At 63.6% G+C, this 15,008-nt stretch carries 13 protein-coding genes; 4 read left to right on the plus strand and 9 right to left on the minus strand.

The window, feature by feature from the left end; genetic code table 11:
- Positions 1-223 precede the first annotated feature (223 nt).
- Positions 224-964, minus strand: coding sequence for a DUF732 domain-containing protein (locus tag AADZ78_RS24145; protein WP_085249580.1), 741 nt, complete (start codon positions 962-964; stop codon positions 224-226).
- A 178-nt stretch (positions 965-1,142) separates the two neighbouring features.
- Here AADZ78_RS24145 and AADZ78_RS24150 point away from each other — a divergent pair, with 178 nt between their 5' ends.
- Both AADZ78_RS24150 and AADZ78_RS24155 read left to right on the plus strand, forming a co-directional pair.
- Positions 1,143-1,775: a nucleotidyltransferase domain-containing protein gene (locus tag AADZ78_RS24150; protein ID WP_085249579.1), complete on the plus strand. Its 633-nt coding sequence runs from the start codon at positions 1,143-1,145 to the stop codon at positions 1,773-1,775.
- Positions 1,772-2,173, plus strand: coding sequence for a hypothetical protein (locus AADZ78_RS24155; RefSeq protein ID WP_085249578.1), 402 nt, complete (start codon positions 1,772-1,774; stop codon positions 2,171-2,173). The genes AADZ78_RS24150 and AADZ78_RS24155 overlap by 4 nt, the downstream gene beginning before the upstream one ends.
- A 378-nt stretch (positions 2,174-2,551) precedes the next feature.
- On the opposite strand, the gene AADZ78_RS24160 is transcribed toward AADZ78_RS24155, so the two are convergent.
- Entirely contained in the window at positions 2,552-3,454 is a 903-nt protein-coding gene (locus tag AADZ78_RS24160) for a winged helix-turn-helix transcriptional regulator (RefSeq protein ID WP_085249577.1), read from the minus strand.
- A gap of 56 nt (positions 3,455-3,510) precedes the next feature.
- On the opposite strand from AADZ78_RS24160, the gene AADZ78_RS24165 reads away from it, so the two are divergent.
- Entirely contained in the window at positions 3,511-4,332 is an 822-nt protein-coding gene (locus tag AADZ78_RS24165; RefSeq protein WP_085249576.1) for an enoyl-CoA hydratase/isomerase family protein, read from the plus strand.
- A gap of 18 nt (positions 4,333-4,350) precedes the next feature.
- Here the strand turns inward: AADZ78_RS24165 and AADZ78_RS24170 are convergent, their stop codons facing one another.
- The 6 genes from AADZ78_RS24170 to AADZ78_RS24205 all read right to left on the minus strand — a co-directional run bounded on the left by AADZ78_RS24170 (position 4,351) and on the right by AADZ78_RS24205 (position 12,842).
- The gene (locus tag AADZ78_RS24170; RefSeq protein WP_239655037.1) at positions 4,351-5,226 is read right to left on the minus strand and encodes a cyclopropane mycolic acid synthase family methyltransferase; all 876 of its coding nucleotides are present in this window, start codon (positions 5,224-5,226) and stop codon (positions 4,351-4,353) included.
- A 299-nt stretch (positions 5,227-5,525) separates the two neighbouring features.
- Positions 5,526-7,214: a histidine phosphatase family protein gene (locus AADZ78_RS24180; RefSeq protein ID WP_085249574.1), complete on the minus strand. Its 1,689-nt coding sequence runs from the start codon at positions 7,212-7,214 to the stop codon at positions 5,526-5,528.
- 1,402 nt (positions 7,215-8,616) lie between these two features.
- Positions 8,617-9,615: an NAD-dependent epimerase/dehydratase family protein gene (locus tag AADZ78_RS24190; RefSeq protein ID WP_204805030.1), complete on the minus strand. Its 999-nt coding sequence runs from the start codon at positions 9,613-9,615 to the stop codon at positions 8,617-8,619.
- A gap of 104 nt (positions 9,616-9,719) precedes the next feature.
- Entirely contained in the window at positions 9,720-10,733 is a 1,014-nt protein-coding gene (locus tag AADZ78_RS24195) for a 4-hyroxy-2-oxovalerate aldolase (protein ID WP_085249572.1), read from the minus strand.
- Positions 10,734-10,818: 85 nt separating this feature from the next.
- A complete protein-coding gene (locus tag AADZ78_RS24200; RefSeq protein ID WP_085249571.1) occupies positions 10,819-12,501 on the minus strand; it encodes a thiamine pyrophosphate-binding protein in 1,683 nt (560 codons plus the stop codon).
- Positions 12,477-12,842 (minus strand): cupin domain-containing protein, encoded by a 366-nt coding sequence (locus AADZ78_RS24205; RefSeq protein ID WP_085249570.1) that lies wholly within the window; start codon positions 12,840-12,842, stop codon positions 12,477-12,479. Before AADZ78_RS24205 ends, AADZ78_RS24200 begins: the two co-directional genes overlap by 25 nt.
- A 90-nt stretch (positions 12,843-12,932) precedes the next feature.
- On the opposite strand from AADZ78_RS24205, the gene AADZ78_RS24210 reads away from it, so the two are divergent.
- Entirely contained in the window at positions 12,933-14,528 is a 1,596-nt protein-coding gene (locus AADZ78_RS24210; protein WP_085249569.1) for a DHA2 family efflux MFS transporter permease subunit, read from the plus strand.
- A gap of 31 nt (positions 14,529-14,559) precedes the next feature.
- Here AADZ78_RS24210 and AADZ78_RS24215 read toward each other — a convergent pair whose 3' ends face one another.
- Positions 14,560-14,946 (minus strand): hypothetical protein, encoded by a 387-nt coding sequence (locus AADZ78_RS24215; protein WP_239655035.1) that lies wholly within the window; start codon positions 14,944-14,946, stop codon positions 14,560-14,562.
- Positions 14,947-15,008 lie beyond the last annotated feature (62 nt).

Consider the following 15,008-nt stretch of genomic DNA (forward strand, 5'->3'; position numbering starts at 1 on the left):
GTCCTCAGGCATCAAAGGTCATCGTCCCGTAAGAAGAAGGGCTATAGGAGAGGTAGATCGGGTTAATGAGGAAGGGCCAAATTCCGGTATCGACCCGACATCCGAATCGCCGGACGACGGGGTTCGGCGCTCCGAAATGGATCTGCCGGCGCAGCAAACGCTAGGGATGCGCCCTTGAACAATCCGTGAGTAATGGTTGAGCGACCAACCGTGCCCGGGGTCACTACTCGCCTGGGAGGGCCGGCAAATGGTCGCGGATACTTTGCAGATCACCTTGGATGCTCTGCATGTCGCGCTGGATGGCTTGCAGATCGGATAGGGAATTCTGCAGGCCTGGCTGCATCGGCGGGGTTGCGGATACGTACTGCGGGCAGTAGGTGACAACGGCCCCAGCGGCGAAGTGGGCGCTTTGATCGGCGTCCCATATCGACGACTGCTGTACGAAGCGGACCGCCTCGGCGAGGTTGGGCTGGCGCTCGAGGAAACCGCAGACCGAATGCGCCTGGGCCGTCGCGTATTCGTGGCTGGGAACCGGCACGCCTTCCTTGTTCAACACGTCGAGGAAGACCCTGTCGGCGAGGTCAATCGGCGTTTGAGCTTGCGGTACTGCGGTTTTGGTTTGCGAAATCGACGGCGGGAGGACTTCCGCCGGCGCCGGCTCTGCCGACTGTTGGTTGTGCCCGCCGAACATCGCTACCAACGCGGCGCCGGCGGCCAGCAGTGATAGCGGCAACAGCGAGAGAGGCCCGAAGCGGCGCGGCACACCTGCACGCATGTGCGGCGTGACGTCGCCGATCGGGTCACCCGCGGCCTCGGTCTTGGACGCCTCGGCGCGATGGCCTAGACGTTCGTCGAGCAGTTTGTCGACCTGTTCGGACGACGGCTGACCGCCCTGCTCACGGACTGATTGGCGCCGCAGGGCAAGAAGTCGCAATTCTGAGTCGATCGTCTCGCGATCGCGCATTCCGTCAGTCTGATGGCGTCCCGGTATCGCCACAAGTCCCACAGACCGCACCGTCGACTCACTTTCTTGCCGTCGCGCCAGCGGTTCCGCCGACCCCAGGGATCGGAAGTACTATAGTACGCTAAAGCGAACTATAGTACGGATAAGACAATGATAGTTGGGGTGAGGAGGGTCTCTGATGCAATTGGACCGGCCCTTTGCGACGGTTACACCGACCCTCGACGGCGACGTGCTGGCGGTCTTGGCAACGCACGATGTCACGTTCACCACAGGTCAGGTTCATCGCATCCTGAACAACTTTTCCGAGGAAGGTATCCGAAAGGTCCTCACCAGACTGGTTGTGCAAGGGGTGGTACTCGCTGATCGGGTCGGCAATGCGTTTGCATACCGGCTGAACACCAATCATCTTGCGGCGGAGCCGATACAGGCTCTGGCGAAGCTGACAAGTACGTTCTTCACACGGCTCGAGCAGCACCTTGAGGGCTGGCAGGCGCCGCCGGTGTACGCCGCAGTGTTCGGATCCGCGACGACAGGAACTATGACGCCGCACAGCGACGTGGACATCTTGCTCGTGCGCGACCACGACTGCTCGGACACCGTCTGGTCAGAGCAAGTTGGCGAACTTGCCACGACGGTTACCGGATGGACAGGCAACGACGCACGCGTCATCGAGTACACCATCGACGAGCTGCGCGCCGCGCGCGCCGAGCCGATGATTCGGGATGTGGTGGATCACGGGCTCACCGTGGCAGGGTCACGAGCCTGGTTGATCAAGCTGCTCCGAGCGCCCAACGAAGCACGATCACAATGACTGGACGCACAAGGAAGAGCTCCGACGCCGTTCGGGCGGGACGGCTGAATAAGGCGACAGAGTTCCACGATGCCGCGACGTTGATTGAAGACCATGCACCGAACGCCGCGATCGATCTCTTCGTCGATGCAGGCATCGCGGCAGCGGACGTCATATGTTGTAGCAAACTCGGCGAGTACTCGATCAGCGAGAACCACAGTGACGCGATCGCCCTGCTCGCGAAGGCCCAGCCCGACGTAGCAAAGTATCTCCGCGCGCTACTGAACGTGAAGTCCAAGGTCGCATATACGCACCAATCGGTAAGTTCGGACGACCACAAGAAAGCGAGCCGTGCCGCCTCGAATCTTGTCGAGGCGGCGCGCCGCATCGCAAAGCCCGCGGCCAGCGAAGAGCGATGACTGCGATAACGCACCAGCTCGCGTTCTTGCCGTCAACTAGCTTTCTTGCCGTCGCGCCGGCTGTTCCGCCGACGCCCGCGCGCGAGACGGTGGGGAACCAGATTCCGTCGAACGCGTTGCGCACCAGCGCGCGGTACATGGCCCGGACGGGTCGCCACTTACGCTCCGACAACTGCGCCGTCGGATCGACGTTGTCGCGGAAGTCTTGCAGCACACCCAAATGCAGCGCGTGCCCTTTCCAATAGACGAGTCGGGCCAGTGCCGCGGACGCCGCGTCAGCGAGCGGAGCGGGCGTCAGTCGGTAGAACGCCGAGCAACGTCAGCGCACGCGCCAGCAGCGAGACTTGGGGCCGGCTGGGCTCTGACACCCGGGTCAGTTTAGGCATTGCTAGTGACTGCAAGATCGGCGCGGGTAATTGGGCTGGTGCAGTTTGAGCAGCTGAGGATCGCGCGCAGCCGGTGTCGGCACGCTTTGTGGCTGAGCATGATCGGCGGCTCGCCGGCGGCGAGCCAGCGGTCTCCCCAAGTGAGCATTGCCAAGGGCACGGGATACAGGTCAAGGCCCTGGTCGGTGAGTTGGTAAGTGTGGCGCGCCCCAGTGGTGGCCGAACGGGTCAGCACTCCTCGCTCGACAAGCCGAGATAGCCTCTGGGACAAGATGTTTGACGCGATCGAGAGCCGCTGTTGGAATTCGTCGAAGCGGTGTGTGCCGAAGAAGCACTCCTGGATGATCAGCGCGCTCCACAGGTCGCCCAGGACCTGCATGGTTCGGGCGATGGACGACGAACGGTTGCGCTCGAGCAGATCGAGCCCCGGCATGCGCTGTCGGCCTACCGATCCGTCGGGGCGTCGCATCGGTTCGGGTGTTCGATCGAACGCGACGTCGCGCGCGACTACCGGTTGTCCGCAATGCTCACAACACATTTCGGCGTGCATTGACCGCCCGCAGCCGAGATGCGTGACCCGCACGGGGGCCACGTCGGCGTCCCCGCACCACCGGTCACCCCAGTGCATGGCGGTCAACAGGCAGCCGAGGAAATCGTCCCCGCGTGCCGTCAGCACATAGTCGGAGCCGCGACGTTCCAATAGCCCCGAGGTGATCAGTTGGTCGAGCCGGGCGGTCAGCGTTGAGCGGGCAATACCCAAGCGCGCCTGAAACTCGTCGAAGCGGCATACGCTGTCGAAGATGGCCTCCCGCAACACCATCCACGACCAGGCATCGCCGACGGCGGCGACGGCGCGAAACACCGAGCAATCCCGCTCCAACCGCACCTGCCGCATCAACCGATCCTATCGAAAAGCTTGCATAACAAGACTAACCGTGCTTGAGTCTCTTTATGCAAGTTAATTCCATGTACCAGAAGCTGCTCATCGACCGGTCCGGACCGGTCACCACGATCACCCTCAACCGTCCCGACGTGCACAACGCGCTCGACCGGGAACTATCCGCCGAGCTCAACCGAGCCGTGCGAGAGATCCGCGACGACCGCGAGTGCAGGGTGGTGATCCTGCGCGGCGCCGGGGAAACGTTCTGCGCCGGTGACGACATCACCGAGTTCAACACCTGGACCCCGGAGGACCCATACTGGCAGGTCCGCAAGTATCAGGAAACCGTGCAGATCATCGAGGACCTCACCCCAATCACCATCGCCGCGGTCGACGGCGTGTGCACCGGTGGCGGACTCGAACTGACGCTGGTGTGCGACTTCGTCATCGCGACCGACCGGTCCCGATGGGGCATGCCCGAAATCGACTGGGACATCACACCGGGCTGGGGTGGCACATCGCGGCTGGCCCGCTTCGCCGGCCGACGTAAAGCCAAGGAGTGGAACCTACTCGGCGCGCTATTCAACGCCGATACCGCCGAACGCTACAACCTGGTGAACCGAATCTGTTCCCCTGAAGACCTCGAGCGTGAGGTCGTCGCACTCACCGAAGTCGTCCTCGCCAAGAACCCCATCACGACTCGGCGGACGAAGTTCATCCTCAACCACGGCGCCGACCTCCACATCTCGGGAGCGCTCGCGTTCGAAGTCCCGATCACGCCCTTTCCCAACGAATCTCAAGGCATCCGGGACTTCACCGATCCACAAGCGCGCGCTGACCGCCGCCGCCTGTCCAAGAACTTCTGGCAAGACCCGGTACGGCAGTCGGACTAAAGCCCCAGCGCCGCTGAACTACCTCTTTACCAGCGTGAACTGGCACAAATCGGTGTAGCCGTCGCGGAACAACTCCGAACAGCCGGTCAGGTACCTCATGTAGCGGTCGTAGACCTCTTCCGACTGGATCGCGATCGCCTCGTCCTTATGCGCCTCCAGGGCCGCCGCCCACATGTCGAGCGTCCGCTTGTAATGCAGCCGCAGCCGGTGGGTCCGGGCAATTGTGAACCCGACCTTCGCGGCGTGCTCCTCGATCATTGCCACCGTCGGCAGCCGGCCGCCGGGGAAGATCTCCTCCAGCAGGAATTTGACGAAATGCATATGCCTGATCGTCAACGGCAGTTGGCGCTCCTCGATCTCCTGTCTGCTCAACACCACGATCGTGTGGAGCAGCATTGTGCCGTCGGGCGGCAGCAGATCGTAGACCTTCTGGAAGAAATGGTCGTAGCGGTCGTAGCCGAAATGCTCCAGCGGGCCGATCGCCACGATCCGGTCGACCGGCTCATGAAACTGCTCCCAGCCCTGCAGCAGTATCCGCTTGGAACGCGTGCTATCCGATGCCGCGAGCTGCTCTTCCACGTAGGCGACCTGGTTCTTGCTCAGCGTCAGACCTACGACATTGACGTCGTGCTTGTCCAACGCTCGCAGCATCGCCGGCCCCCAACCGCAGCCGATGTCGAGCAGCGTCATACCCGGCTGCAGCCCAAGCTTTCCCAGCGCTAGGTCGATCTTGGCGATCTGGGCCTCTTCCAGCGTCATGTCATCGCGCTCGAAGTAGGCGCAGGTGTATGTCCGCGTTGGGTCCAAGAACAGCGCGAAGAAGTCATCGGATAGGTCGTAGTGAGCCTGCACGTCCTCGAAATTTGGCCGCAGGTTCTGTGTTTCTGCTGTCACTGTCGTCCTCGTGTAAACGGCTCGGGCGGGAATCATCGGGTTCCATGGCCCCGCGGACTCCACGCATACATTCCGCACCACCCGGTAAGGGGAGGTTACACGGCTTGCCGTGCAGAATCGCGATGCCGTGACCACCGGCGCGGCGGTCGTGCGTAACCCGCGCGCGAACCTTCCCACGTGGCCTACTTGTGGTGCCGTCGGCGCATCATCTCGGTGATCCAGATGGGCGCGAACGAAGACGTGCAGCCCGGGGAAGTCGGGTAGTCCACCACCCGTTCGGTGGTCAGCGCCACCCATGCTCAGCCGCCCAGAGCGTCGGCCACGTCCTCGGCGACCGCAACGGGGAAGTTGATCGTCGCCGCGCCGACCCGCTCGATGCCGTCTCGAATCGCGACCGCGACCGCCGTCGGATCGCCGGTAAACATGGACTCAATAATGTTCCACGTCGCATATTGCGGCGCCGTGATCAAGTTACGTACGTCGACGAATAGCGCGGTGGGCAACGACGCCGGCGGAACGGGTCTCCCGTCCCAGCTGACCAGCGTCCAGCCATCGTGGGGATTGCCCTCCACCACGACCGTGCCGGTGTTGGGCAGCGTGTGAGCGAGTAGGAGGGGATCGGGGTTGTTGACGTTCATCAGCGTCCCGACCTCGATAGTGAATGCGCTTGAGTAGGCCACCCCGGTGATCTTGCCGTCCGCGCCCACGACCGGGTTCGTCATGGCAGTGCCATAGATCGTTTGAAGCGCGTTGGTGAAGCCCTGGTCGAAAACCACCCCGTTGACGGTGGTGGAGCCCGGGGTCAGCATCGGCACGAGGGGAAATCCGAGCGTCCACGCGATCGGGCCAACTAGATAGAGGAGACCCGCTGGACTGATCTGCGGCAAGCCATCGAAGACGCCGGCACTGATCTCGTTAAGCCCCGGCAACACCTGCACGTTCATCCCCAGCATGGCGCCCAACGGTGCGCCGGTCTGCTGCGTCCTCATCAACTGCGAGTCGAAGAGCCCGGAGAAGGCGCCTTGCGGCGCAAGCACATTGGCGAGGGCCTGCGCCTGTTGCTGGCCCAGCGCAGTGAGCGGAGGTCCCGGCACATTCGTGTCGATCAACCCCGCCGCATTGCTCGCCGTCTGCCCGTGCCGCACGAATTCGATCACGATCGACTGCCCGGTGCCACCGGTGTCGGGGAGCCAGCCGGCGCCAGGATTGCCGATGAATAGCCCCGCACGACCACCTGTCCCGCCGCCCCCGCCAGCGCCGCCGTCGCCGAAGAATATCGCCTGGCCTCCGGTACCACCGGGACCGCCAACACCGCCCATGCCGCCGTTGCCCATGAGCCAGCCGCCGGTACCGCCCGCGCCGCCGGTACCGCCACCGAAGCCGGCGCCACCGGCGCCACCGTTACCGATGAGCCCGGCATTGCCGCCGATGCCGCCGGCCACTGGCCCCATGCCCCCGGTCGGCGTGTAGCCGGCCCCACCGTCGCCGAACAGGATCCCGCCGGCACCGCCATTGGGGTTGGCCGCCGTTCCGGGAGCACCGTTGCCGATGAGACCACGGCCGAACAACGCGGTGGTGGGCGCATTGACAATCGGGGCGAGCACCTGACCGACCGGGCTGCTTATCCAGGCTTCGCCGGCCGTGTGAATCGGACCGTAGACGAACGTCTGGAACCCATCGGAAGCCGCTGCACCCATCGAAGTCGCGATGGTCGCCTCTGCACCCGCATACGATGCCGCCGCTGCACTCAAGGTGCGCAGAAACTGCGCGTGATACGTCGCCGCCTGCGCCGCCGCCGCCTGATACTGCTCGGCGTGCGCGCCAAACAGCGCCGCAATGGCCGCGGACACCTCATCGGCAGCCGCTGCCGCCACCTCGGTCGTCGGGATGACCGCGGCAAGATTGCCGGCCCGCACCGCCGAACCGATCTGCGCTGCATCGGCCGCGGCCGTCGCCAACATGTCCGGCACCACGAGTACAAACGACATCGCCTACCCCCGTGCTATCAAGTACTAGCCATCATGGCGTCCAAAGCCGGAAAAAACGCGTGAATCGATGCGAATGAAGCGGGCGTCGGCGATTGAGATCTCAGTCGCGGGATGCTAGCTGTCGCGCTGGCTGGCAGGCGATGGCCACCCGATGGGGCGCTTCTGCGGGCGAACTAAGCGCAACGCCGGCTCCCGCGGGGCTCGGTTTGTCGTGTCAGCCCAGCGCTGCTGCCGTCAACGCCGCTCACGCCGAAATCACAGCCTTCACAACGGCATTGGCCGGCGTCATGGCGCTTTCGGGCCTCTCAGCACTACTGGCCCGACCCACCGAGCATTTGACGGAAGCAGCTGGCTACTGGGAGTCCATTGGCGAGCGCTGCTATGGCGTAGCCAACCAGGTCTGGCGCGATGCGCTATCGGTCGATTGGCAAGGCGCCACTGCCGACGCGCCGCGCAATGCGAAGCACGCCGACATGCTCACGACCAGCGAGGTGGCCGATCAGTTGCATGAGGCGGCCAAGGTTGCCCGGAGCGGGGCGTCGGATTTGTACGCGGCGCGCTCACGCATCCGGTATGCCGTGAGGAACGCCCGCACGGCGCGATTCCCGACTTGGCTCAATTTGGTGCGCACCATAAATCGGTTACATCGCACGGTCGCAATAGTCACATGTTTCGCTGCGCCCGGGGTACACCCGATGTGCCCGGCTGTGAGCGACAATCGCTTGACCTGCGGCGTTGCGCACAGGTGGGTGGTGACTGTGCGGGTCTCAAGGTGGCGTTGACCTGCAGAAACCGCGTTGTCGCGGTGAGGTGGGCAGCGAGACCATAGCCTGCGGCACAGGCCAGAGTTGCCGATGTGACTAAATAGCAATACAGACAGCTGGAGCACAAACGCGCGTCAATTGAATCATGTGGCGCGCCACCGTAGTTCGCAGTAGCCCCGCTGTGGGCGCTTGACCTTGAGCGCGAATACGGTCATAGCCGACAGGCAGGGGCCGGTACGAGGTCAAGGGGCGAAAAGGCCAAGGACTCTCACCCGTTGCGAGGGTTCCAACACGCAAGAAGTTGTCTCGAAAATGTATCCGCTCAATGGAAGGCAGTGGAGTCGTTGAAGTAGAACTGGGCGTGATGCTGACTCCGCCGTGGGTGAACCACAGTGTGCCCATCAACTGAGGCCACTGCGCGACGTCAGTTCACTGCCGATATGCTGCGAACCATATTGCACCACAGCGATATTGAAACGTGAAAGAAAGCTACACCCTTTCGGGTGACACATGTTTGGACCGAGGGACCGCTGATGTACGTGGCGTACACGGCACCGACGGACGTCGGGTGCATCCCCGGCCTCTGTCTTCCCGGGCTCTAGCAACGAAAGCAAGGCCGAAACCGTTGCTGCGCAGGGCTATACGGTGACACTAGCCACAGGCTCAAATACACCCAGGTGGTAGGGGCTGTTGGCGTATTCCTTGGAGCCCACTAGTTGCGACAGCGGCGTGTGCACCGACTCGCCGTTGGCGAGCCTGGCGGCAATCGCGTTCAGGTCGAACCGCGGGCGCCAGTCCAGGTCACGTCGGGCCCGAGCGTTGACGTACACGCGGTCCAAACGGTCGGGAAACCGCCACCCGAGCTCATTCCACACCGCCGCGGCCAGTGGCACCCGACGCTCGAATACCGTTGCCGCGTCGGTCCGTAGCTGCGCCATGTCCGCGTGGCTGAAGGGTGTGGTAGCGGATATGAGATAGCGCCCGAAGCCGATGCGGGAGGCCCGCTGGGCCGCCTTCAGATGGGCGTCAACGACGTCTTCGAGCGCGATCCGGCGATATGCGTATTCGTTGGCTTTGATGTTGTCCTCGCTGCGGCCGTGGTAAAGGTCTGGCATGTCGTCGCCCTCTACGAAGAATCGAGAGGCGCGCAGTACGACGCAGGCCAGCCCGTCGTTGCGATGGGCCAACTGGCAGAGATCCTCGGCGCTGGCTTTGGTGACGCCGTAAATGTTCTTGGGAACCGGACGGACCGACTCGTCGATCCAGGCCGCGGGCTGGTCGGCCGGCGGTATCAGCGCATCGCCGAAAACCGTTGTCGAAGACGTCATGACGAAGGCACGAACGTTCGCGGCGACGGCGGCATCTAACACCGTCTGAGTACCGATGATGTTGCTGTCCAGGAAGGCCTGACGTGGCAGGAAGGCCAGCTGCGGCTTGTGGTGAGCCGCGGCGTGGAACACCACCTCCACGCCTGCCATCACTTGGCGCATGAGCTCTGTATCACTAATGGAGCCAACAGCATTCGTGTATGCCGAAGGCCGGTTATCGAGGCCGATGACGTCGGCGCCACGCGCGCGCAGGGTGCGCACCAACGCCTCGCCAAGGTGGCCGGAGCTGCCCGTAACGAGGGTGCGCATCCCGGCTTCGGCCGTGAAAGTCGTCGGAGGATCGGCGACGTGTAGCAGCAGCGGGGTGGATCGCATACCGCGCATGCTGGGCGCGGGGAGCATCTGTGTTCCCTTCAGCATGTCCGCATCCCGGCTACCACTCGGTCGATGTCTGCCGCCGATAACCACGGCCCATCAATGGTTTTCGAGGTCTCACGGATGACACGGGACACGGAAAGGTTCGCCATTTCCGCTGACGCGCGGATGTGGTCGACGTGCAACGAATCGAGGCCGTGGAATCCAAACGAGATCTCCCACGGATCGATGCCGTAGCTCTCCGGGGCTCGTCCCAGCATGTCCGACCGCGCCGTATCGAAAATGCGATCCAGGTCGATCCCCGCCAAGTACCCGCGCCGGTGCAGCGCAGCGATGAGGCACTCGGTCTGGCAATTGCCGGCGCCCCGACCGAAGCCCATCAGGGTCCCGTCCAGGAAGTCGGCGCCGGCATCGAACGCCTCCAAGGTGTTCGCGACGGCCATACCAAGGTTGTTGTGTCCGTGGTAGCCGACCGTGACATCGCTCGCGTTGCGGAGGGCTTGGACGTAGCGGCGTACGTCCTCCGGCAGGAAGGTGCCCGTCGTGTCCACCACGTAAACGATCCGGACTCCCAGTTGACTGGCTTGCTTCGCGGCACAGGCCAGCAGATCCGGCTCGAACAGGTGCGACTTCACCAGCTGCACGGAGACCTCGAGACCCTTTGCCTGCGCCCGCTCGACGAAAGGCACCACCTTCTCAAATTCGGTGGCAATCACGCACATACGCAGAAAGTCGAGGTAGTCCCCCGCCAGGTCCACCGATGCGATCGGCACCAGGGCTGGGACGATCACCGCGCCAAGTTTCGCGTTACGCACCACCGAGCGTGCGGCGCGGAAATACTCCTCGTCCGTCTGGGCTGCGATGCCCTGCGCCGCCGTTGCTCCGATGGTGACGCCATGGCCGATTTCAATATAGGGGACACCGGCGGCGTCGAGATCTCCGACGATCCTGCGGACATCGGCTTCGGTGTATTGGAAGTTCACCGCGTAACTGCCGTCACGGACGGTGGTATCGAGGATGACCGGTTCTCGTTGCGTTGTACTGGTGAACATCTGTGTCTCCCTTTGGTCGCTGCGTAAAGGTTGCGTCGGCCGGCTTGCCGGATCCTTGGTGGATTCTTGGAACCGCCGCGCCGCCTTACTTGCCGACGCCGATGTCGGGCTTGTTGACCGCTGGGTCGATCGCGACATCGAGCACGCAGGGGCCGGTGGCGGCCAACGCCTTTTCGATACCAGCGCGAAGCTCGGCGCGCATATCAACCCGAATCCCGTGCGCGCCAAGGGCGCTGGCCATCGCCGCCAGATCGTTCGCGCCGATCCGGGCGACCGACCCAACCGCCGCGGGATCCATCCGCCCCTGGATTGGACCGCTGCTTGCGGTCATTTGTCCGTCGTTCAGAATGACCCACGTCACCGGGATCCCCTGAGCGACCGCGGTGGAAATCTCGGTGCCATGCATCAAGAAGGCCCCGTCCCCGGCGATGCAGATGACCCGCTCGTTGGGTCGCGCCAAGGCCACGCCTATGGCACCCGCGATGCCGCATCCCATGGGCGAAAAGTCAGTGGTTGCAAAGAATCCGCCGGGCCGGCGTACCGGAATGCCGCGAAAGGCCCAATAAATGCAGGTACCAACATCCACGCAAATCGTGGCCGTCCGGCCAAGTTTCGAGTCCAACTCGCGCATGACTTGCAAAGGATGGATGGCTTCTCCCTGGGTTTCCGGGACCGTCAGGGGTGTCGGCGGCGGCACAGCGGCCCGCCGCCGAGGTTGCGACGACCGCCCGGAGCGCACCGATTCCACGAACGCACGACTGGATGTGTTGATCCCGAGCGACGTTTCGACGAGTCGGCCGAACGCCGACGGGTCTGGATCGACGTGGATGACGTCGGCTTTGAGTCCGTTCCAACGGGGTGAAAACGAGCGGGTGACCAAGCCGCCGAACGAGACGCCAACCGCTATCAACAGATCGCACGGCGTATCGAAGAGATAGTCTTCAGCCCTGCCGTCGCCGAATAGGCCAAGCACGCCGAGCGAGAGCGGATGCGTTTCTGGGACGACCCCCCGGCCGTTCGGAGTTGTCGCAAACGGGAGCCCGGCTTGCTCGCAGAACGCGACGATTTCGGAGTGGATGGCGTCGCTGCGGCAGCCATTTCCCAGCAAGAGTAAGGGGGCGGCGGACCGATCTAACCTGCCGATCACCTCATCGGCCAGCTCGGGACCGCAGGGCGCCAGGATTCTCGGGGCCCCAGGACCTGCCACAGCGGCGCCAATCTGATCGACCGGCAGCGGCTCGTCCACCAGATCGCGCGGCAGCGCGATGTGCACAGGTCCCCTCGGCCCGCTGGCCAATGCCCGAAACGCTCGATCGATCTTGCTGCGCGCATTGGCGACCGATTCGATCGACACCGAACAGCGGCACAGTCGGCGGAAGGCCGCACCCAGGCCGAGGCCGTCGTCGCTGGTGTCCTGCTGCGAGCAAAGACCGAATTCTGCGACCGACACCTCGCCGGTGAGGACAAGCATGGGCACGTGGTTCACCGAGGCGTTCGCGACGGCGCTGATGACGTTGGTCGCCCCAGGGCCTGCCGCAAAGACCGCCGCGGGCCTTCCCGACGCCCGGGCGAAGCCGTCGGCCAGGTAGCCGGCGCCGCCCTCGTGCCGCGCCAGCACGATCCGGAAACCGGGATCCTGCGTGACACGAACCAACAACGAGTCGAGCCTAGACGTGGGGAGCCCGCAAAGGACGGATATGCCCGCCTCGCGCATCCGGTGGACAAGATGATCGCCAATGGTGGTCACGGCACGACTCGCTGATCGCATTCCGGCACATAGGCCGGACCACAGGCGCACAAGAACGCCAACGGACCTGGACCGACATTCTGGATCTTTTGCGGGGTCCCCGCCGGTATCCAGACCGTGTCACCGCGTCCCACCATTCGCGACTCGTCACCCACTGAAATGAGCCCACGTCCGGAGAGGACGAAATAGATTTCGTCGGTGTCATCCAAGCGATGCCACATGGTCTCGGCACCGGCGGCCACGGTTGCATGGGCCAGACTGACCGAAGCGATCCCCATGGTGGCCCGGTCCACCAAGAGCCGGATCTCCGACAAGTCCGCCGCCACAAACGGTTCCGCTTCCCTGGCGTTGCTCACGAACATGTCAACAGGGTCTGGCCGCGATCTATATGGATGCTTGGCAAATCCTTGTAACCCCGGCTAGCGCCGCATTTCTGCAGATAGAGTGACACGATGCGCAGCCAGGCGGATCGGCCGCCGCGCGAGGCGGCCCGCACCGGGGATCACCCCGCCACACTGGATTCCAGGCTCTTGATGATCACGGCGGTGTGCACGCTGCTCCCGGTGATGGTGACCCTGGATGCCACCGTCGTCAATGTGGCGCAGCGGACCTTCATCGACCGATTCTCATCGACGCAGGCGGTCGTCGCATGGACCGTGACCGCCTTCACGTTGGCGTTAGCCGCGGTGATCCCCCTCACCGGCTGGGCCGCCAACCGGCTGGGCACTAAGCGGCTGGTTTTGGGTTCGGTGTTGCTGTTTTCCATCGGATCATTGCTATGCGCGCTGGCGTCGAACATCGTGCTGCTGGTGGCTTTTCGGGGTTTGCAAGGTCTTGGTGGCGGAATGCTCCTCCCGCTGCAGCTCATCATCCTGGCTCGTGCGGCCGGCCCCCAACTGTTGGGGCGGGTGTTGACGATCGGCATGGTTCCGGTGTTGCTGGCCCCGATCTGTGGCCCCATTCTCGGTGGATGGTTGATCGACGCGTTCGGCTGGCAGTGGATTTTTCTGATCAACATTCCGATCGGAGTGCTCACGCTGGTATTGGCGGTAAGCGTGCTCCCCCGGGACGTTCCGGTGCCCGCCGAGCCGTTGGACATGCTCGGCATGGTGCTGCTGTCCCCCGGGCTCGTCCTGCTTTTCTATGGCATGTCATTGCTACCCAACCGCGCCGCGATCGCCGACTCCTACATCTGGGTACCAGCGGCCACTGGTTTGCTGCTGATCGTCGCTTTCGTCGTCCACGCACTGCGCCGCGCCGATCATCCGCTGATCGATCTACGACTACTCAACAATCGGGAGGTCGCAGCGGCCAACGCGATCAGATTCCTGTTCGCCGCCAGCTTTTTCGGGTGCTGCCTATTGTTTCCCGGGTACTTCCAACAGGTGCTGTCCAAGACGCCATTGGAGTCTGGGCTGCTCCTGATTCCGCAAACCTTGGGTGCTGCCGCGGTGGTTCCGATTGTGGGACGGCTACTCGAACAGCACGGGGCGCGCGGCATCGTGCTGACCGGGACGACGTTGACCGTCATGGGCATGGGTGTGTTTGTCTACGGAACAAGCCGAGACCATGTGGACCTGTCAGTGCTGCTGACCGGGCTGGCGATGTTTGGCGTCGGCAGCGCCTGCATGATGACTCCGGTTTCCTGGGCGGCGGTGCGCACGCTCAAGCCGAGCGAAGTGGCCCACGGCTCAACGCTATTGACCGTCAACCACAATACGGCTGCATCCATAGGCGCTGCGTTGATGTCGGTGATCCTTACCGCTAGGTTCAACGGCAGTGCCGATATCGCGGCGGCCAATCGGGCGGCTTGGATTCGCGACGAGGCGGCCCGACGGGGCGTGCCGGCCGACCTGTCTAAACTGCCGTCGCACGTTCTCGCGCCGGATTTCCCAGAGCGCCTTGCCAACGACTTGTCCCGCGCTTACGCCGGGGTGTTCGCAGTCGCCTTGATCCTGCTGGCGGCAACCGTCATCCCCGCCTTGTTGCTTCCGAAGATGCCGGCGCATCGAGAGAACCTGATGCACGCCGATCCGCTGCAGACGTAACAGTGGTGCGGGCCAGGCACGGCGGCGCGTCTTAGGTGCCTGTCTCCTCCGATTTGAAGCGGGAGTCGACGACCTCGGCCATTTTCAGGACCGCGTTGGCCAAGGGGTAGTCACCATCCTTGCGTGATTCGATGTACCGTCGAATCCGTTCGTTGGCGAACAGCGCGACACCGGCCTGCTCCAAGTACTGACGCATCTCGTCGATGTCAAGCAGGATCAATTCGTCCTCTCCGCGCCAGCCGAAGGCGATCTGCAGCACGCGCGCGGAGAGGCCAAAGTGTTCTCCGAGCGAGATCAGTTCGGCGTAGCTTGGGAAATCATCGGCGTCCTTGCGCCTGGAATAGGTGGCCTTCGCCAGGTTTAGGGCGGATGCGATTTCGCCGTCTGGAACATCCCGGTTCAGCAGCCACTCAAGCACGCGACCAAGTTCCTTACCGGTCCGCGTTAGTCTCGGCATACCACAAACGGTAGTAGGTGACT

The organism is Mycobacterium riyadhense (genome assembly GCF_963853645.1).
Lineage (GTDB): Bacteria > Actinomycetota > Actinomycetes > Mycobacteriales > Mycobacteriaceae > Mycobacterium > Mycobacterium riyadhense.